Raw genomic sequence first — 21,037 nt, 5'->3', positions numbered from 1 at the left:
CCTAATATACAAACTTCTGTATGGGAAAGAAAATTCCTCCTTAATATAAAACAAAAAAAGACCACTTTTAAGATAAGTGGCCTTTCAAAAATGCATTTACTATTTGAGGATCAAATTGTTCACCTTTATTATTTTTCAGTTCTTCAATCGCTTCTTTGTCAGACAATGCTTTTCTATAAGCTCTATCAGTTGTCATCGCATCCCAGGCGTCAGCCACAGCTAATATTCTTGAAATCAAAGGAATTTTATCACCTTTAAGTCCCCGTGGATAACCTTTTCCATCCCATCTTTCATGGTGAAAAAGAACAAAACGAGCTATATTTTGCAGATCTTCTGTAGCTGATAATGTTTGGTAACCCCAAATTGAATGTTTTTTTATTATTTCAAATTCATTATCTTTTAAAGGTGATTCTTTATTTAAAATATAATCCGGTATCAATATTTTTCCTATATCATGAACCATTCCTGCCCAATAAGCATCATTTACTTTTCTTTCAGATAATCCTAATTCTTTCGCAATATCTTTAGATAAATTTGCAACTTTTTCTGAATGCCCTCTGGTATAAAGATCATGAATTTCTAGCATTCTTATTATTGAAAGTATTAATTCTCTAGTAAATTTGTTTTGTAGGATGTTATACTTACGCATTTTATAAAAAGAAGTAGAAATATTTTTTAGAGATTTAAATAATCTTTTTGAGTATTCATCAAATTTTTTCTCGCTTTCAAGTTTAATATCAATATTTAGTCCAGCTACAACCTTATTATCTATAATGAGATCAAAGGTCATCGTTTCTTTTATATCTTTTTGGCCACTTTTTAAAATATGAAGATTTTCACTATCAAATTTTGTTTCATTATTTTCCATTATATTTTCTATAACTTCTATCTCTTTATTATCATTATAAAAATACTTTTCATCAATAGAAAGATCTTTAAACTTATCATAATCATGACCTATTGCATGTACAAATTTAACTTTATTATCTTTATTCTTATACACTGTTCCATAATCTGCTTCAGGTATAACTTCTACAGCTGTTTTTAATAATTTTTTCAAAAAATCATTTTCATCTAATTCATTAGTTGCCAATGTAGAAGTTAATGATATTATTTTTTCAAGATTTATACTTAATTTTTCTGCTTCTTTTTTAGATTTTTTAAATTCAGTGATATCAGAAATTACTATAGCTAAATATCCTTTATAAGTACTAAATATATTTATATTAAGCCAACGATCTTTTTCATTATAATATTTTTCAAATTTAAAATTATCCTTTTCTCCCTGTATTATTTTATTATACTTATCCAAAATAATTTCTTTAGAAATAGGAAAATGGTTTTCTGAGTTGTCTTTATTATTTTTAGATTCTAAGTTAAATATTTTTTCAAAAGCATCATTAGCTTCTATAAGTTCTAAATGATCTGCCTGCATACTTTCATCATAATTGATTTTATAATATGCAAAGCCATCCAACATATTATTAAATAAACTTTTATATTTTCTTTTATTAGTATCAAGAGCTTTGTTGATTTGATTCAATCTTTTATTTTTTTTCATAATCTCTTTATTATATGCTTCTAATTGATCATAACTTATATTTACTTCTTCTGTCATTTCTTTGAAATTATGTTGAATATCGTCAATTTCTTTTATTTTTGAACTATCGATATTAAAGTTTGTATTCTCATTTATTTTAAATTCATTCATATTTTTAGATAGATATTTAATAGGTTTAGTTACACTTCCAACAATATCTTTAAAACTGTAATGTAAAAATAATTGAAAACCTAAAACAAATACAAAAATTAATAGCATTGTATATATGGCATTTTTATATAAATTATATTCAACCTTTACTTTAACAAACCTATTTCCATAATTATTATTCCAACCACGGTAATAATTTTTTGTAAAAAATCCTGTATTTTTTTCAATCATTTTATTATTTTCAATAGAATTTTGAAAAATCTTTTTTTCATTATCTTCTAAATTATTTTCATTATTAAAATAAGGTGTAAAACCATCTGTATATAATGAAATATTTGTAGTTTTATCACTCAATAAATAATTTAATTGTTTTTTAATAATTAAATTTATATTAGAAAATGATAGGCCCAACTCGAAAATATTACCATTATCTAACTTTAAATACGAATATATATTAACATCATTACTTCTTTTTTCATCATCAAATGAATCCAGGTAAATTTCTCCTTTTTCTAAAGAGTTTATATTTTCCCATATTTCAACATCTTTTGATAAATCTAAATTTATATCTTTTTTAAAATTACTATCAATTATTTTTCCATTATCAGATATTAAATAATAATTCAAATCATCAATTTTAATATTATTATTTAAAGCCTCTATTCTTTTTATTCTTTTTTCAATATTAGACAGTTTATTATTTTCAGTAAAATCTTCATCTCCATAATTCTCATATATATTATTTAATTCATCTCTAAAAATATCATTAACTCTACTTTCTATTACAGAAAAATTATTATCAAGTTCCATAAAGTAAAAATTTATATCATTATAAACATCTTTTTTAGCACTTTCAAAAAAATTATTATATAAAAGCAAGCTTCCCAGTAATAAAATAGCTGTAAAAAATACGAAAAATATAATTACTAATTTCTTGAATTTAGATTCCATTATACTGGCCAGGGGCTTTTTTTTCATGTATTGCCTCCAATCAACTATATAATTATTATTAATAATATTATGTAACTGTATTTATTTATTATAGTAAATATCTAGCAATATATCAATTAAAATAGTTTAGAAGCAGGAAAAATAGTAAAATTGTCTAATTATATATTAACAAAGAAGTTTTATGTAATAATTATTTAATAAGGAGTGTTACTATGAAAAAAGGAAAAAAATATCAAATTGCAAATATTATTGCCTTCATAGGAGTTATAACTGCAAATTTTTTAGCTAATTATCTACCTTTAAATGGTTATAATACCGGAGAATTATCAGATATGTATCCAAACTTATTTGTTCCAGCAGGTATAACCTTTTCTATCTGGGGTGTAATTTACTTATTCCTTTTAGGTTTTACAATATATCAATCTAAAGGTTTAATTAATAGGCTCAGTAAAACTCCAAAATTTGTTTTTGATATTGGCTGGCTATTTTTCATTTCTTCTCTAGCAAACATTGGTTGGATTTTTGCCTGGCATCATTTGAGGGTATTTATATCTCTTATTTTTATGCTTATTCTTTTACTTAGTTTAATTGCTATTTATTTAAGATTAAATATTGGAAATAATAATTTCAAAAAAACTAAAAAATATTTTGTTAATATACCATTTAGCCTTTACTTAGGATGGATCACTATTGCTACTATTGCAAATATTACTGCCTGGTTGGTTTCAATAAACTGGAGTGGTTGGGGACTATCAGAAGTAACCTGGACTATTATTGTTTTAATAACTGGGGTAATTATCACAATTTTGAATACTTTAAATAAAGCAGATTCAATGTATGCTTTAGTAGTAATCTGGGCTTACATAGGTATAATATTAAAGAGATATCAAGCTGATCCCCGTTATATAAGTATAATAATGACTGCAGTTATTGGTATAATAATAATAATATTTAATTTAATTTATGCAAAATGGAAAAATAAAAAAAGAAAGAAAATAAACTTTTAGTTTGAGTTGTTTTTATGCCAGATACTAACTGCTGTTTCAAATGTTGTCAGAAGTATTAATATTAATATAAGATAAACAAAATAATTAGCTAATAATGGAGATAATGATAAATTAAGTTTTGATTTTAAAAGTAAAAAATCAAATATTTGTGCTCCAAAGTTAACTCCTATTGCAGCAGCCAAAATATAACTTATATCTTCAATAATTACTGGCATTAATACTTTGTTTTTATGAGGTATGACAAAAACTCCCCTGCTAAAACCATTCCAAATAGTTAGAAAAATAGGAATAATAAATATAAAACCATATATAATTCTTGTAATTATAGCTTTTATTATAAATTTTTCCAAAAAAAGTATGCTAAAATATGATAAATAATTTTTATTATTTTTATACTCATTTTTAAAGTTTTTAATTTTATTATCTAATTTAATAGTAATTGGATCAACCAGACCCTGTTCAACAATATTTGACCCCTTAATATAGATATTATCATTACTTTTTTTGAGGAAATAACCTATTAAAAAAGGTATAAAATATAAAATTAAAAGAAAAACAAAAACAAAATTAAGATTTTGTAATAAATTCATGAAAACACCTCCCTTAATATTATTATATAAAAAAACCCTTTAAAAGCTATCAACTTAGAGCTTTTAAAGGGTTTTAATATTTAAGAAGTAATAGCTCTAACCGGACAGGATCTAATACACTTATTACAACTTCTACATAAAGAAGAATCAATTTCAGCCTTTCCATTTACTAATGAAATAGCATCAAAAGGACAGGTATTTATACATTGACCACAACCAGTACATTTCTCTTGATTAATAGTTGGAATACTATCATTTGAACTCGTATGAGCAGACTGATTGTTTTCCCTAATATTTTCATTCGCTAATTCTGCTCTAACCATTGTACTACCACATTCTGGACATTTTTGTTCATAGCAGGGGATTCCTCGTTGATGAGCAATTTCTGTTCCACAATCAGGACAAACACATTTTCCCTGAGGACCCAGTCCTTTATTTCTTCGCCCCTGTCCTTTACCTCTTTTTTTCATTTTTCTACCTCCTCTATATAAATGATTTTTATCTATATTTAATTATATAGAGGATATGAACATATGTCAACTATTTCTGTCTATTCAAATAATTTTTTGCTCAGTTCTTTTATAGCTTCTTTTCTAGATGAAGTTTTACTTTTATCAACAGTTATTTTTAAAACGTCTCCTTCTTCACTTTCAGGAGGTAATTCACTTTTGGGTAATTCACATTTACCTTCAGAACTTTCAATAATTGCTATTTCATCTTCAAAACGATCAATAATAAGCATAATTTTTCCTCCTTTAGTTATCAACTGTAGTAACTAAATCTTTAATAAAAGATAAATTTCCATAAACTAGATAATATATTATTATAAAAAGGATAATTAGTGGAATTGCCTTTTTTATCATTTCAACCATTAAAGATAGAATCATTAATAAAAAAAGCCCACCAATAATTGCTAATTGATTATAAGTTAAACGTAGATTAAATGAGGCTTCTAAAATTCGATTTAAAAATTTTATAAAATCAGGAAAGAATTCATTACGAAAAAAATTAATAAAATCAGTCATAATTATCACCTCACTGGTTGGCTTATAAATTTAGACATTAAATCTAAAGAAACATACATCTCCATCTTTGACAATATAATCTTTACCTTCTAACCTTAAATATCCTTCATCTCTTGCATCGGCAATAGAACCAGCTTTTATTAGATCTTTATAACTTACTACTTCTGCTCTAATAAAACCTCTTTGCATATCTGTATGGATTTTTCCAGCGGCTTCTGGAGCAGTTGATCCTCTTTTTACGGTCCAGGCTCTAACTTCCTTTTTTCCGGCGGTAAAAAATGTAATTAAATCTAAAAGATCATACCCTTCTTTTATTAAAGTATCAAGACCTGATTGTTTTAAACCTAGATCATCTAAAAATAATTCTTTATCTTCATCATCTAATTCAGCAATATCTGCTTCTATTTCTGCACTTATTTTTACAACTCCTGCTCCCTCTTCTTGAGCATGTTCTTTTACTTCTTTTACATATTTATTATCTTCCGGATTATTAATTTCATTTTCATTGATATTACAAACGTATATTATCGGTTTAGCTGAGAGTAATTGTAATTCTTTTATTAAATTATTGGTAATATCATTAAATTGAAGTTCTCTTATATTTTTACCAGTTTCTAAAGCATTTTTTAATTTTTTTAGTTCTTCAACTTCTTTCAAATCTTCTTTTGCACCACTTTTCGCTTTTCTTTCAGCTTTTTCTAATCTTTTCTCAACTGTAGTAAGATCTGCTAACATCAATTCAGTATTTATTGTTTCAATATCTCTTTTTGGTCCGAGTTCACCATCAACATGGGCAATATCTTCATTAGTAAAACATCTAACCACTTGAGCTATAGCATCAACTTCTCGAATATGAGCTAAAAATTGATTACCAAGACCCTCTCCTTCACTAGCACCTTTTACCAGTCCTGCAATATCAACAAATTCTATCATTGTTGGTGTTTTCTTTTTTGGTTCATACATTTCATTTAAAACTTCTAATCTTTCATCAGGAACTTTTACAACACCGATATTAGGGTCTATAGTACAAAATGGATAATTTTCTGCATCTGCCTGTACTTGAGTCATTGCATTAAATAATGTGGATTTACCTACATTAGGTAAACCAACGATACCAATCTTCATATAAATATTTCCTCCTATTATTTTGTTTATTATAGTTTATTATAGTTTTATTACTAAACTTTATAACATATTGTATTATATACTATATAAAACAATATTTAAACCCTTAGTCAATTTCATATATCATTATTGGAACTTCATCTCCATAATAGTTGGTTCTTTCTATTACTTTCCAGCCTAATTTCTTATATAATCCTTCTGCTTCTCTACTATATAAATATAATTTGGAAATCCCTATTTCTTTTGCTTCCTCAATAACTCTGTTTACTAATTTTGAAGCTATACCCATACCTCTATTTTCTTTTTTAACATAAACATCTGCCAGCCAGGGAGTTAAGTCTTTTCTTGTATCCATATCATGTTCTATAAGTGAGGCAGTTCCAACTGCATCTCCATTTTCTATAGCTACAAAAGTTGTAGGAACAGTCTTTTTATCCAAACGATTATTAACCCTTTCTGTCCAGACTTTTTTACCATATTCATAATTATGGCCCCATTGACCATATAACCAGTTTATTACTTTTTGAATATTTTCTTTACTATCTGCTAAATATTTAATTTCCATAATTATATATCACCCTTCTAATTTCTATTTTTTATATTTAATATTTGAATTATTACTATTGGAATAATAAATCCAAGAGAAATTCCCGGCCACATATTTAGTGGTATTGCTTTAGTTGATAATATATTTTGCAAAAAAGGATTATAGACTGCTATAAGTTGAAAAAATATACTTAATGCTATAGCTGGCCATAAATAAAAATTTTTAAATACAGTTTTATCAAAACCAAACCCATTTTTTCTCCTGGCATTAAACACATGGAATAATTGAGTAAAAGATAATACTGCAAAACTTACAGTTCTACTTAATTCAATTGAATGACCATTATTTAAAACTATAAGAAAAGTTATAAGAGGACCTAAAGCTATTATTGTACTATGAAATAATATTTTTTTCTTAAATTTATTAGTAAGGATAGATTTATCAGGATCTCGAGGTGGTCTTTTCATTATATCTTTTTCTTCTGTTTCCCAGCCTAATGATAAAGCAGGAAATACATCAACAACCAAATTAAGCCATAAAATTTGCAAAGCAAGTAATGGCATTGGAACCTGTAAAACAATACCTAAAAATATAAAAATAATTTCACTTAAATTACTTGAAAATAAATAGTAGATAAATTTCTGAATATTATCAAATATAGCTCTTCCCTCTTTAATTGCCTTAACAATTGTACTAAAACTGTCATCTAATAATACCATATCTGAAGCACTTTTAGCAACTGAAGTGCCTCTTTTACCCATCGCTACTCCAATATCAGCTTTTTTTAAGGCTGGAGCATCATTAACACCATCTCCAGTCATAGCAGTAATTTCATTTTTCTTATTTAATGATTCAATAATTTGTAGTTTATTTTTTGGAGAAACTCGAGAAAATACAGAATTACTTTCAATACTTTCACTAAGTTCATCTTCTGTCATTTTGTCAATTTCCTGACCAGAAATTGAAGCTTTGTTAGCATTTTGAATTCCTACTTTTTCAGCTATTGATAATGCTGTATCATTTTGATCTCCAGTAATCATTTTTGTTATAATTCCAGCTGTTTGAGCTTCTTTTATAGATGATACTACTTCTTCTCTAGGCGGATCCATAATTCCGGCTAAACCTAAAAATATTAAACCTGAATTAATTCTATTTTCTATCTTATCCTCTGAATCTGCTTTTCCAGCACTATCATAAGCAACAGCTAATAAACGCAAACCACTTTTAGCCATTTCAATATTTTTATTCTTCAATTCATCTATTCTTTCAGAACTTAAATTTATTTTTTCTCCATTAATTAATTCATAATTACACATTTCCAAAACTACTGATGGTGCACCTTTAACAAATACATAGTTATCATCATCTTTATATTGATAAGAAACAGCCATGTATTTTTGTTCAGAATCAAACGGAATTTCCTCTAACCTTTGATAATTATCATTTTCTTCTTTATTAAAACCATACTTTTGAGCAGCTGTTACTAAAGCACCTTCTGTTGGATCACCTATTATTTTCCATTGATCACTATCTTTTGTTAAAGTTGCATTACTACAAAGACTGGAAGCTTTTAAAAATAATGATAAATCCTCTTTTACTTGAGAAGACATCTCTTTCCCATTTTTTAAATAAAAACTTCCTTCTGGTTTATAACCTGTCCCACCTACTTCAATATCATTATTACCTAAATATATGTTTTTTAATGTCATTTGATTTTCAGTTATAGTACCAGTTTTATCTGAACATATTATTGTTGTTGAACCTAAAGTTTCTACTGCAGGCAAGCGTCTAACTAAAGCATTATTTTCCACCATTTTTTTCATGCCAACTGCTAAAGTAATTGTTGCAACTATTGGTAAACCTTCAGGTACTGCTGCAATTGCCAGAGCAATTCCTGTTTTTAACATTTCTATGACAGGTTTACCAACTAAAATCCCAATACCAGTCACAATAACTGCAATAACTAAAGTTAATTTTACAAGTGCTTTGCCCATTGTATCCAGTCTTTCTTCTAATGGGGTTTTATCGCTTTCAGTTTCATCTAAAAGATTACTAATCTGTCCCATTTCAGTTTCAGAACCAGTAGCAGTTACTAAAGCCTCTCCATTACCTCTTGTAACTGATGTTCCCATATAAATCATATTTTTTCTCTCAGCTAAAGCAGTATCTTCTTCAGCAATAAAGGAACTTTTTTTGGAAACGGTTTCTGCTTCACCAGTTAAAACTGATTCATTTAATTGTAATTTATCTGCTTTTATTAACCTTGCATCAGCACTAACTCTGTCTCCTTCATCAATTATAAGAATATCTCCGGGGACAACTTTTTCTGCATCAATTTCTTTAATTTTACCATTTCTTCTAACTTTTGCTTTTAGAGACACCATCTCTTTTAATGCTTCTAATGATTTTTCAGCATTATACTCAGTAATAAAACCAAATATCGCATTAATTAAAATAACTGCTAAAACAGCAACACCTTCAACATAATCACCAATTAAAAATGCTATTATAGAAGCTGCTAAAAGCAAAATAACAATTATATCTTTAAATTGATCTATAAATACTTCTAAAGGAGAAATACCTTTTGATTTTTTTAATTTATTTTTACCATGATTTTTTAAACGTTTTTTTGCTTCTTTATCTGATAAACCATCATTATCATCAATTTTTAAATATTTTTTTATTTTTTCTATATTCATTGTATAAAATTCCTGTCCACTAATATTAACAACCTCCTAAAATATAAAATTTTATTAAAATGGTTTACTTTTTAAAATAAATATATTATAATAGTGAAAGTGATATGGGAATGGCTGTGCCCAAGGTGGGCACCCTGGACTTCAAATCCAGTGGCAGGCAGGCGGACCTGTCTGTGGTGGGTTCAATTCCCACACATTCCCGCCATATAATTCTATAAAACATTTAATTACTCCTTTTTAATAAGGAGATTTTTTTATGGCTTCTATCACTACTATTTTAAACAAACTTAACTAATTTTTCAAATCAATTGCATTTTTTTATTGTAATTTCGATAAATTTAGTTTATAATATTATGTGTCTTATTTCACAATATATAATTTTTACATTTCCTGGAGGTTTGAATATGAAAAATAGCCACTCTAAAAAAATTAACAATAATTCAAAACATATTAATAAACCAGATTTTAAAGATAAATATCTAGATACAATAATATTTTTATCTATTATCATTTTATTTTTTGGTTATGTTGGATATAATATGGGAATCGGAAATATGTTCTCAACTTTAATGGAAACTGCTTACAAATTACTTATGGATACCGTCTTTTATATAATGGCCATTGCTGTACTTGCTGGTGCTTTTGGAAAAATGGCTACAGAATTTGGATTGATAAATTTATTAAATAAAATTTTTGCTCCTTTAATGCGGCCAATTTATAATTTGCCAGGTGTTTCTTTTTTAGGAATAATAACTACATATCTTTCTGACAATCCTGCTATAATTTCACTTGCTAAAGAAGATGGTTATCTTGGCTATTTCCAAAAATACGAAATCCCTGCCCTTTGCAATTTAGGTACTGCATTTGGTATGGGACTTATTTTAACCACTTTTATGACAGGACTTGGATATATGACAGAAGCAATAATTGGTAATGTTGGTGCAATTGTCGGAAGTATAGTTAGTGTAAGAATAATGAACTATCGGATAAAAGCCCAAATAAATATTAGCACTCTATCTCAAGAAAATCTTGATGAAAATAAACTAAACAACATGGAAGAAAGAAGTTTTCTAAATAAAAAAGATAAAAGTGAATTAGAAGAAAATTTCATGGAAAGAGGACTTAGTGCACTTTTAGAAGGTGGAAAATTAGGAGTAGATATTGGATTAAGTATTATACCAGGAGTTGTAGTTATTTGCACATTAATTATGATCCTTACTTTTGGTGCTCCAGAAGCTGGTTATCAGGGTAATGCTTTTGAAGGTGTTAAACTCCTGCCAAAAATCGGTGAATTTCTTTCACCGATATTAAAACCTCTCTTTGGTTTTAAAAACCCAGAAGCTATAGCTTTTCCTATTACTGCCTTAGGAGCTGTAGGAGCTTCTTTATCTTTAGTACCCAAATTTTTAGCAAATGGTATAATTGGTGGTAATGAAATTGCTGTTTTCACTGCCATGGGCATGTGCTGGAGTGGTTTTTTAAGTACTCATGTTGCTATGATGGATGCCCTAAATAGAAGAAACTTAATATCAAAAGCAATAACCAGTCACTTTATCGGAGGTTTAATTGCAGGAATAACTGCTAATTATATATTTAAATTTATTAATTTAGTTTTTTAACTTACGTTTATCTTCTTTTCTTATTATAAAATCTTTTTGGTCAAAATATTCTAGTAAAGGTAAAGCATATTTTCTACTACTGTTTAATATATCTCTAAATTCACTTAATTCAATTGTTTCATTCTTGGTTAAATAATTTTTTAATAGTTTTTCTGCTTTGTCTATTGTTTTTTTATAAAAATAAATATTATGCGCTACTTTTATTATTATATCTTTATTTATAAGTGATTGAAAAACTTCTAATATTTTTTCTTGATCATTATTAAATTTAACTGATAAATCATCTTTAGTTGGAGGCATATAATTATCTTCAAATATTTTAATAATTTTATTTTTTATTTCTTCTTCTTCAGTATTATAATCTATCTCAAAATTATTTAAAGCAATTTTAGCACCTTTTAATTTTATTTTTTCCCTTTCTTCTAATTGAGACAGCAAATAATCAAATTCTTTTTTACTTAAATTTAATGAAATGGTTTTTCTTAATTCTTCTTTGGGATAACCAGGTCTTAATGAATAATTTTGATGAAAATTTTCAAGCATATCTAATATCTCTTCTTTTATAGAATCATAAGTTTTTTTATGCAAATAGGTTTTTATATTAGTAGTGCTAAACTCAATTATTTCACCTTCATTAACCATTTTAGAAATTATATTTTCAATGTTTTCTATAGAAATATTTGTTCTTTTAGCAATTTCTTTTTTATTTAAAGAATTTTCATCTTCAAGTTTTAATTCAAGGGCAATTCTTTCTTCTTTTGTGCCATTTTCTTTAATTTTTAACTCTTTAACTGCATCTTTATCCAATTTCTTTCGATATGGAGGATTATTATCTATGATTACTCCTCCTCCAATAGTTGTCATTGGAGAATAACGTCTAATAACAAAATTTTCTTTATATCTACCTACAATATCTTCTTCCAATCTAAATTGTACTAATCCTTCATCACCTGGTAGTAATTGTTCCTTTTCGATCATATAAACTCTACCTAAAACTTCACGAGCTCCAATATGAAATCTAATTCGATCACCGTGATTTAATATCATAGGTGAATCTTCTAAAATATTTAACCTACCATCAATAAAATCAGTTACTTCAAGGCTATCAGATGTAGCCAATACATCTCCTCTATCAATTTCATCTTTATCAACCCCAGCTAGATTAATTCCAACTCTATGACCAGGGCCAACTTCTGAAACCATTTCATTATGCACCTGCAGACTCCTAACTCTAACTTCCTTTTGTTGGGGATAAATAGTTAACTCATCCTCTACAGAAATTTTACCACTAACTAAAGTACCTGTAATTACCGTACCATGCCCTGAAAGCGTAAATACTCGATCAATAGGATAATAAACATTGTCAGCTGGATCTTTATTTTCAATACTAAGTGCAATATCGTGAATCTTTTCCTTTAACTCATCTATTCCCTTTTTGTTTAGTCCTGAAACCGGAATAATTTCTTCACCTTCCAGAAAAGTACCTGCCAGTTTATCTTTAGTATCTTCAATTACAAGCTCTAACCATTCATCATCAACTTTATCAATTTTAGTCAAAGCTATTATTCCTCTTTTTATATTTAACAAATCCAAAATAGCCAGGTGCTCTCTGGTCTGGGCCATAAAACCTTCATCAGCAGAGATAACAAGTAAAGCAATATCTACTCCTCCAGCCCCAGCCAGCATATTTTTAATAAATTTTTCATGTCCAGGAACATCTATAATTCCAAGTTGTACTCCATCTTCATAATCTAACTCACTAAAACCTAATTCAATGGAAATACCCCGCTCCTTCTCTTCTTTTAATCTATCAGTATCTTCACCAGTTAAAGCCCCAATCAAGGTAGTTTTACCATGATCTATATGTCCTGCAGTTCCAATTATTAAATTCTTAGCCATCAGTAAAACCACTCCCTATTTTATTTCTTCTAAAGCCTCAATAATATAATCTAAATCAGCTTCTTTAATTGTTCTAAAATCTAATATCAATTTGTCATCTTTAATTCTACTAAATATTGGTGGATAATTCATTCTCAGTTTATAACTCAAATCTGCGGTAGAATACTTATCAGAAACTATTTTTAAAATATATGTGTCTAATTCTTCTAAGGGAAAAGCGCCTCCACCTACTTTAGCTATATCTTTTTCCACTTCAACCCTAAACTCATTACTCAATTCACTACTTTGGATTAAATCATATACTTTCTCAGCTTTCTTCTTTATGTTATCAAGATCTTCAGTAAGCATTTTCAAAGTAGGTATATTCTCTCTAGCCTTATCTATATTTTTATATTCTTTTAAAGTTGCTTCCAGAGAAGCAAGAGTAAATTTATCTACTCTTAAGGCTCTTGTCATCGGATTCTTTTTCATTTTATCAATATATTTTTTCTTACCGACAATAATCCCAGCCTGAGGGCCACCAAGTAATTTATCTCCACTAAAAGTAACAACATCTGCCCCTGCTTTAACTCTTTTTTGAACAGTTGGCTCATAATTAAATCCATCCTTAGTTAAATCCACCAAAATACCACTACCCAGATCATCCATTACAGGTAAATCGTGTTTATGTGCATATTCAACAAGATCTTTCAGTTCGACCCCTTTAGTAAAACCAACAACTTTATAATTGCTTGTATGTACTTTAAGTAATAAACCAGTATTTTCAGTTATAGCATTAATATAATCTTTTAAATAAACTTTATTGGTAGCACCTATTTCAACAAGTTTAGCTCCACTTCTTTCCATAACATCAGGGATCCGAAATGAACCACCGATTTCTACTAATTCTCCTCTAGGAATTATTACTTCTTTTCCCTCAGCAATCGTATTAAGAGCTAGCAATACTGCAGCTGCATTATTATTTACAACCATAGCAGTTTCTGCTCCTGTTAACTCCTGTAGCAATCCTGTCACATTATTATAACGTGAACCTCTTTCTCCACTCTTTCTATCTATTTCCAGAGTAGAATAATTACGGGCTACCTCAGTCAAAGATTGAATCGCTGACTCTGACAATAATGATCTTCCCAAATTTGTATGAACTATAACCCCGGTTCCATTAATTGCAGGAGCCAGATTAGGCTGAGACCACTTTATTAGATAATTTTCAACTCTTTCAATAATTACTTCCTTATTTAGATCATAATCTTTCAACTCCATATCTGAGCTATTTAAAATATCATTTCTGATTTCATCTGTAACCACTCTAATTCCATCTAAAACTACCTGTCTGGAAAATTCATTTATAAAATTTTTTACCCTATCAGTATCCAGCAGGTCATTTACAGCAGGAATCTTACTTAATAATTTCTGTTTCATATTTTTCACCTTCCCAAAATATTACTTCTCTATAATTTTATCAAAAATATGAAAATACTACAAATACAAATAAAAAGAGGCAGGGTATTAACCCAACCTCATAAATAATTTATTAAATTAAATTAATATCTAGCAACTTCCTCCAGAACCAGTATCAGAAATATAGTCATTATTGATTAAAACTTTTCTTGCTTTTTCAGTATCTTCTTCTGCTACCAGAATTACCGGGCCTGTACAACCCATTCCTGTTTCAGCATAAATACCTTCTTTCCAGAGAGAATTTTTTGCGTCATCAATAGTTAATATATCCAGACCGGGAATTTCTTCATTTGTTGTCTTAGCAGGTGGCGCCTCAACTTCTTCAACACTAGCATCAGAACTCTGTTCAGATTCAACTTCTTCCAAAATTTCATTCAAACCTGCTTTTCTTGCCTTTTCCATTTCTTTATTAATTTTTTGCTTAATTTTGCCCTGAGAAGCCATTGCCGCATACTTAATAGCATTAGCAATTACAGGTGCACCAGAAGCTCGAGAGATAATGCAAATCAATTTATCATAATCTTTACCAACCCCTGGGCCATATCCATAACCACTGGCTTCATAACCACCACCAGTTGTATAAGCAGAGAACATTTTCATTAACATATTACCGGTAAGAGTATCAGTAACCATAATATCAGGTGTGCCCTGTAAAAGGTCATTCCCGCGCATTACTACTCCCCCGTCTTCTCTTGCTGATTTAGCAAAATTTATTTTATAACCATTTTCATCTAATTCGCTTAATTTCTGTTCTACAAGTCTGGCTCCCTCAATATTTAAAATACCCAATGAAGGATTTTCATCACCAAGAGCTCTGGCAGTAGCCAATCCATAAACAGCATTTTTTACCATAGAAGCAACTCTTTTTGTTGCTGAAGTCCCAGTAGTAGTTGCAAGATACATTTCTTTACCAATTCCTGGAGTTTTTACTTTTCCTACAGTAGAAACACCTAGAGGAAAATTATAATGGAGAGTTACTGCACCATCCAAATCTCCATTTTCCAACATTTCATCCATCTTATCATGAGCTTCTTCCAAATTAGAGGCTGGAATTAGATTAAGGTCTGTTTCTACACCTTCACCAATTAAGACTATTTCTATTCCAGAAAATTTATCTTTTGCCAGTTCCGCGCCTTTAATCAACTCTCCAGGGCCATGTTCACTACCTAAAATAGTCAATCCAATTTTTGCTTTTGATCCAAAATCCCCGGTTTCTATTGCATCAGCTAATTGATTAAAAACCTGGGCAACCTTTTTTTGGCTTGGATTAGTCATATTTTCACCTCGCTTTATATATTTATTCAGCTAGTAAATTTTCTGCCATGTTACGCATTGCATCAGCGATCATTGATTTTATTTCTTCTTCATTTACATTATTATCTTTTTTAGATTTAGTTTCTCCAGTATTTTCTTCGATTACAAAAGAAACTCCATCAAAAAGATTGGTCATTCTTCCTAAAAATAGACTTCCTTTGCCAATAATCATAGACCTTTTCATTTCACCATTATTTATCATCTCACGAGCATGACCGACAAAAGGTACTCCTGAAGGAATGTGACCCTGTGTTGGAGCAAAACCAGGCATACCATGTTCATTTACAAAATTCATAAGATCTTTTTTCTCCAGATCTCCTCTTTTTACACCAAGAGCAGCTATCATTTTATAATTAGATTGAGGTACATCTCCTGCACCAGCTGGTTTGGTAATTTCAGGGTTTTGCATTTCTACAGAATATTTATCTATATCAGCAATTCCAAGATCATTATTATCTAAAGGCTCAGTAACTAAAGATGAAATTACAGCCTGTGGTGATGAACCAGTACCAATTTTATGTCTTCCCACTATATCAGTTCTAATTACTGGATTTTCGCCATCATTTTTAGATATTAAAACTGCAAATCCACCTAAGGTATCTTCCATAATTGGCATATCATTTTTAACATGATCTTTTCCATTCATTCCAAGCTTAGCAACAGAACCGCCAGCTAAAACAACAACATTATCATAAATACCGGATTTTACAAGGCCAGCAGCATTTACTATTGCATGAGCAGGAGCAGCACAAAAACTTCTTACATCTGAACCAGTTGCATTTACACAACCAGCCATTTCTCCAATAGCTTTTGCAAAATTACCGCCACCACGCTGGTTAATATCTCCACATGCTTCTTCAGAACATTCTAAAATATAGTCTATATCAGCCATATCTATCTCATGTTTTTTCTCAAGATTCTTTAAAGCCAGAACCCCTGAAGCTTTAGCCATTAAATTTTCAAAAATAGTATGGGCATTTAAATTTACATCAGTTTCATGAGCCTGTTTAACACATCCAACTATCTCACTATCCATCTTAAGAGGCTCAGCTTTATGGGCATCAACCAAATCTTTTATTTCTTCAAATTCTTCTCCTTCACCTAATTCAATATCCATTTCACTTAAAATAGGATGATTAGAAATAATCTCTTTTGCTTTATTAGTATAAGCAGGTGTTAATTTTACTAAGTCAAAAGTATCAACATATTTAACCAAAGCATAAAATTCATCTTCAGGCATTATTTCTCCCAGACGACCGTATCTTTCATTATCTGCAAAATTATCTTCATCATACCAGGGAGTATCTATCTCATCTAATTCATCTGGTAACATATTTCCAATATAGCATTGATTGGGAGCATACTGCACCACTTCATCAAAATTACGTAAGTGATCATCAATTGCTTTTAAATAATCATCATCTGGATTTTTATCTCTTGTTGTAGTTTGAGTTGAACCTGCTTCTTCTAATGTGTTTGGAGCATGAACTAAAACATAACTGGAACCTTTTATTACTGGAAAATCCATTTTTACACCTCCATAAAAATTTTATATTTATTATAGTTAAAAGAGACTGTGCTAGAAAAGGCACAGCCTCATATTTTGTATTTATTCTTTTTCAAAAACAGTCTGTTCATCAATTTCTGTTTGTAATGCTTTTAGACTTCGTTCCACTATTTCTCTTCTTATTTTTTTCTCTTTTTCTTTAGCCTTATCTGGATCTCCTAAAGGATAAGGAATAGCAACAGCTGGAACAATTCTATTTGCTCCTACTGTTTTAGAAATAGGAACTACTGTGGCCACATGAACAACCGGAAGACCGGCTCTTTCAATTTCTTTCACCATTGTTGCACCGCAACGTGTACAGGTACCTCAAGTAGAGGTAAGTATTACTGCCTGAACACCATCACCTAAAAGCTTTTCTGCAATCTCTTGAGCATAAGCTTTAGCATTTGCAACTGAGGTTCCATTACCAACAGTAGCATAAAATTTATTATGAAGTTTGCCAATTACACCTTCATCTTCTAAATCACGCATTACATCTACCGGTAATACACGATCAGGATCTTCGTTTGCATAAACAGGGTCATAACCACCATGAGCAGTTTCATGACAATCAGAAGTTAAATTTACATATTCTGATATATCATATTCCCCATATTTTGATGCACTTGAAGATTCAATATGATCAGGATTACCTTTTGGCACTATACCTCCTGAAGTTACTAAAGCAACTTTAGTATCAGCCATATTTTCAATAGGATCTAAAGGATCTACTCTATCAAAATCAGGCATTGGATATTCAGTTTCAAAATCTTCCTCATTAATTTTCTTAAGAAGCATATCAACAGCTCTTTTAGCTCCTCTTTTATCAGCAAATTCATTAACTCTTAAATTTCTAGGTAAATATCCTTCTTCTTCAGGACGTCCTAAATCACCATCTTTTTCAATAAAACTTGTTATCAAATTCACCATGTCAGGTATAGCATTTCTCATACCTGCCGCTGAATTAGTTGTTTCCACAAAATATGCATAATTTTTATACATATCATAACCTGGATTTTCTGGATAAAGTCCAGAAATTACGGGAATATCTAATTCCTCATTTGCAATTTCAGCAACTCCACCACAGGCCATTCCATAACGGCCAGCATTGAAAGCAGGACCTGCCAGGACTAAATCAGGTTTAACCTCACTTAGTACCTTTTTTATTTCTTTTTTAGCATCTTCAGTATTTTCATTAAAATAGCTGTCACCACAAATAATAGTTTTTACTATTTCAGCTTTTTCACCAAGAGCATTATTAAATGCATTACCTGGACCTACTGGTCCATCTTCAGTTCTAGGTGGAATATTAGCTTTTTCTTCTCCACCAATTTGGCCAAAAAACTGATTTATATAATGTACAATCTTTATTTTGTTATTCATAACTTCACCCCCAACTGGGACAATTTATTTTAAGCATGTTCAGAATACATTTCACGATATTTTTTAGTTTCTTCTACAATATCATCTACATCAAGAACCATTTCCATCATACTAATTTGTTCTTCATAAACATCATCATCAATTTCAGACTTTACTTCTGGTTCAAAAACATGATAACACGCGAGCCCTAACTGGACTCCAGCCAATGGACCTGCAAAAGTTGGGTCACCGTTTGTAACGGTTTCACATGCCAGACCTGAAGCTTCTGCTTCAGCACCACCGAGAATAACCATAAGATTTTCTTTTCCATGTTCCTCGGCTAATTCTTTAATTCTGGCCTGATTTTCCAGATCCATAGCTCCTGCGCTTGTTCAGACGAAACATTCAGTTGTTGTAAAAACTACTTCTGCATCAGTAGTTTCAATACATTCCTTGATTGCAGGACCGGGAATTCCATCACGGTCTCCAAGGATTGCTACTTTTTTTCCTTCAAACATTTAAGCCACCTCCATATATTTTTTTAATATCCTCTAGCTGTTAAATTATGAAAACCAAGTTCATTTGTTGAACCTGTAATTGCCTGAATTTCAACAGTAATACTTCCATCTTCATTTAAGCTTCCATCAAAACCACCGGCAATCACATCTGCAAATTTTTGATGACCTATTACTTTATCCATTTTAGGAAGATTAACAGTCATATTTGCATTACCAGCAGTTACAACTGCATCTGCATTAGGTGTTGCATCTGCAAGTGATTGAGAAGCACCATCTCTACCGGCAAATTCATCAGTAATCAGAACAGTTTTAATCCCTTTTTCTTCAAGATTGTTACAATTCATTATTAAATCAGCATCAGGATTACCAAAGCCTTCTTCTGATACTATTGCAGCATCAATACCCATTTGTTCTGCTAATTTAGCAACATAATTTGATGATCTTTCTTTATCTCCAAGAGTAACATTTTCATTTGTAATTATTACTCCCATAAAGTTAATATCTTTTCCATGTCTTTTATAAAGTTCTTCAATTACTGGATTATTTTGATGAACAATTGTTGCATTTTTATCACAGGCTGATACACAATTACCACTAATTATAGCTCCATCCATAACTTCAGTTGGAGAAATTATAGTTGGAATAATTTCTTTAACATCAACTCCATAAACATAAGTATCATGAAGTAATCCCTGACTCTGGAGCATATACACATAGCCAACTTTTGGTAATTCAGGATATTCTTCAGCTGCTTCTAAAAATGGTTTATGCTCATATGTTTCTACTTCATCAGCTTCTATATCTCTAGCACATTCTCCTAAATAAGAAGCTGCTTTTAAACCAGCCATTCTTAAAATTTCTTCATGTTCATGTTGTTCAATATCTTCTTCAACTTCACAGGTAATAACCAAATTATTATATTTTGAAAATGGAGTATAATCTGCCCCAGGGCCAGACATATCTACAATACCTTCCTGAAATCCTACTATTTTACCAGTAGTCATCACAGTAGCACCCTTAAGAGCAAGAGTTTTTCCCTCTCCAACCATTTTATTATCACTAATAAATCCAGGGAAAATACCTCCATCTCCATCAACTTTTACTCTTGGTTCAATGACATCCTTTACCGGAATAATCCTAACATTATCTCCCGGTCTAACTATATTTAGTTCAATTGAAGTAATTCTATCATCAGCTATCTCAGCTAATAAGTCATCTTTGTTTACTTTTAAAATACCATTATCAATCTCAGTATTTTTAGCAAATTGGATGTCATCTATTTCTATTTTACCTAATTCAAGTTTCATCTTTTCACCTCCTGCGGCTAGAACTTTTAAATAAGTTCTTTTATTGCCTCTTCTATAGCATCGCGGTCTACATCTTCACCACTTAAATGTTCTTTCTTTTCTCCATCTTTATAAAGTACAATAGAAGGTAAACCAAGGACCTGTTGACCCATTGCCAGACGACGATTACCTTTAATATTAAGTTTACAGAACTTAACATCATCACCATACTCTTCAGCCAAATCTTCAACATCAGGCATTAGATCAAGACAGAGATCACAGTTCTCCCCCCAGAAATCTACTAATACAACACCATCAGATTCTAATACTTCCTCATCAAAGTTATCTTTGTTTAACTCTAACATTTTTTCACCTCCTTT

At 29.9% G+C, this 21,037-nt stretch carries 18 protein-coding genes and 1 tRNA gene; 3 read left to right on the top strand and 16 right to left on the bottom strand.

Annotated features, from left to right (window positions below):
• Positions 1-67: 67 nt before the first annotated feature.
• Positions 68-2,689, bottom strand: coding sequence for an HD-GYP domain-containing protein (locus VJ881_04955; GenBank protein ID HKL75397.1), 2,622 nt, complete (start codon positions 2,687-2,689; stop codon positions 68-70).
• Positions 2,690-2,874: 185 nt separating this feature from the next.
• Between VJ881_04955 and VJ881_04950 the strand changes: the two genes are divergently transcribed.
• Complete coding sequence (locus tag VJ881_04950; protein HKL75396.1) at positions 2,875-3,669, top strand: hypothetical protein; 795 nt, start codon at positions 2,875-2,877, stop codon at positions 3,667-3,669.
• Here the strand turns inward: VJ881_04950 and VJ881_04945 are convergent.
• The 7 genes from VJ881_04945 to VJ881_04915 form a co-directional block, all read right to left on the bottom strand.
• Positions 3,666-4,259, bottom strand: coding sequence for a hypothetical protein (locus VJ881_04945; protein ID HKL75395.1), 594 nt, complete (start codon positions 4,257-4,259; stop codon positions 3,666-3,668). The genes VJ881_04950 and VJ881_04945 overlap by 4 nt on opposite strands.
• 80 nt (positions 4,260-4,339) lie before the next feature.
• Positions 4,340-4,729 (bottom strand): 4Fe-4S binding protein, encoded by a 390-nt coding sequence (locus VJ881_04940; GenBank protein HKL75394.1) that lies wholly within the window; start codon positions 4,727-4,729, stop codon positions 4,340-4,342.
• 80 nt (positions 4,730-4,809) lie between these two features.
• On the bottom strand, positions 4,810-5,001 hold the full coding sequence (locus VJ881_04935; GenBank protein ID HKL75393.1) for a DUF3006 domain-containing protein: 192 nt from the start codon (positions 4,999-5,001) through the stop codon (positions 4,810-4,812).
• Positions 5,002-5,014: 13 nt separating this feature from the next.
• Positions 5,015-5,284: a hypothetical protein gene (locus VJ881_04930; GenBank protein ID HKL75392.1), complete on the bottom strand. Its 270-nt coding sequence runs from the start codon at positions 5,282-5,284 to the stop codon at positions 5,015-5,017.
• Between the two features lie 30 nt (positions 5,285-5,314).
• Positions 5,315-6,409 (bottom strand): redox-regulated ATPase YchF, encoded by a 1,095-nt coding sequence (gene ychF, locus VJ881_04925; GenBank protein HKL75391.1) that lies wholly within the window; start codon positions 6,407-6,409, stop codon positions 5,315-5,317.
• Between the two features lie 106 nt (positions 6,410-6,515).
• Complete coding sequence (locus VJ881_04920; protein HKL75390.1) at positions 6,516-6,974, bottom strand: GNAT family N-acetyltransferase; 459 nt, start codon at positions 6,972-6,974, stop codon at positions 6,516-6,518.
• Between the two features lie 17 nt (positions 6,975-6,991).
• The gene (locus VJ881_04915) at positions 6,992-9,655 is read right to left on the bottom strand and encodes an HAD-IC family P-type ATPase (protein HKL75389.1); all 2,664 of its coding nucleotides are present in this window, start codon (positions 9,653-9,655) and stop codon (positions 6,992-6,994) included.
• A gap of 106 nt (positions 9,656-9,761) precedes the next feature.
• Here VJ881_04915 and VJ881_04910 point away from each other — a divergent pair.
• A tRNA-Sec gene (locus tag VJ881_04910) sits at positions 9,762-9,860 on the top strand.
• A gap of 199 nt (positions 9,861-10,059) precedes the next feature.
• Positions 10,060-11,274, top strand: a complete 1,215-nt coding sequence (locus VJ881_04905) for a hypothetical protein (protein ID HKL75388.1) — start codon at positions 10,060-10,062, stop codon at positions 11,272-11,274.
• Here VJ881_04905 and selB read toward each other — a convergent pair.
• The 8 genes from selB to VJ881_04865 all read right to left on the bottom strand — a co-directional run.
• Complete coding sequence (gene selB, locus VJ881_04900; protein ID HKL75387.1) at positions 11,263-13,173, bottom strand: selenocysteine-specific translation elongation factor; 1,911 nt, start codon at positions 13,171-13,173, stop codon at positions 11,263-11,265. The genes VJ881_04905 and selB overlap by 12 nt on opposite strands.
• A gap of 15 nt (positions 13,174-13,188) precedes the next feature.
• Complete coding sequence (gene selA, locus VJ881_04895) at positions 13,189-14,592, bottom strand: L-seryl-tRNA(Sec) selenium transferase (protein ID HKL75386.1); 1,404 nt, start codon at positions 14,590-14,592, stop codon at positions 13,189-13,191.
• Positions 14,593-14,721: 129 nt separating this feature from the next.
• Entirely contained in the window at positions 14,722-15,906 is a 1,185-nt protein-coding gene (gene grdD, locus VJ881_04890; protein ID HKL75385.1) for a glycine/sarcosine/betaine reductase complex component C subunit alpha, read from the bottom strand.
• 22 nt (positions 15,907-15,928) lie between these two features.
• Positions 15,929-17,473, bottom strand: coding sequence for a glycine/sarcosine/betaine reductase complex component C subunit beta (grdC, locus tag VJ881_04885; protein ID HKL75384.1), 1,545 nt, complete (start codon positions 17,471-17,473; stop codon positions 15,929-15,931).
• A gap of 81 nt (positions 17,474-17,554) precedes the next feature.
• On the bottom strand, positions 17,555-18,874 hold the full coding sequence (grdB, locus tag VJ881_04880) for a glycine reductase complex selenoprotein B (protein HKL75383.1): 1,320 nt from the start codon (positions 18,872-18,874) through the stop codon (positions 17,555-17,557).
• A 29-nt stretch (positions 18,875-18,903) separates the two neighbouring features.
• Complete coding sequence (grdA, locus tag VJ881_04875) at positions 18,904-19,371, bottom strand: glycine/sarcosine/betaine reductase complex selenoprotein A (GenBank protein HKL75382.1); 468 nt, start codon at positions 19,369-19,371, stop codon at positions 18,904-18,906.
• A gap of 23 nt (positions 19,372-19,394) precedes the next feature.
• Positions 19,395-20,678 (bottom strand): glycine/sarcosine/betaine reductase component B subunit, encoded by a 1,284-nt coding sequence (locus VJ881_04870; GenBank protein ID HKL75381.1) that lies wholly within the window; start codon positions 20,676-20,678, stop codon positions 19,395-19,397.
• A gap of 26 nt (positions 20,679-20,704) precedes the next feature.
• Positions 20,705-21,037, bottom strand: a 333-nt coding sequence (locus tag VJ881_04865; protein ID HKL75380.1) for a thioredoxin domain-containing protein, incomplete at its 5' end; no start/stop codon positions are given.

It is taken from the genome of Halanaerobiales bacterium (assembly GCA_035270125.1).
Lineage (GTDB): Bacteria > Bacillota > Halanaerobiia > Halanaerobiales > DATFIM01 > DATFIM01.
Note: the sequence above shows the minus strand (reverse complement) of the source record. Positions and strands in the feature narration are given on the sequence as shown.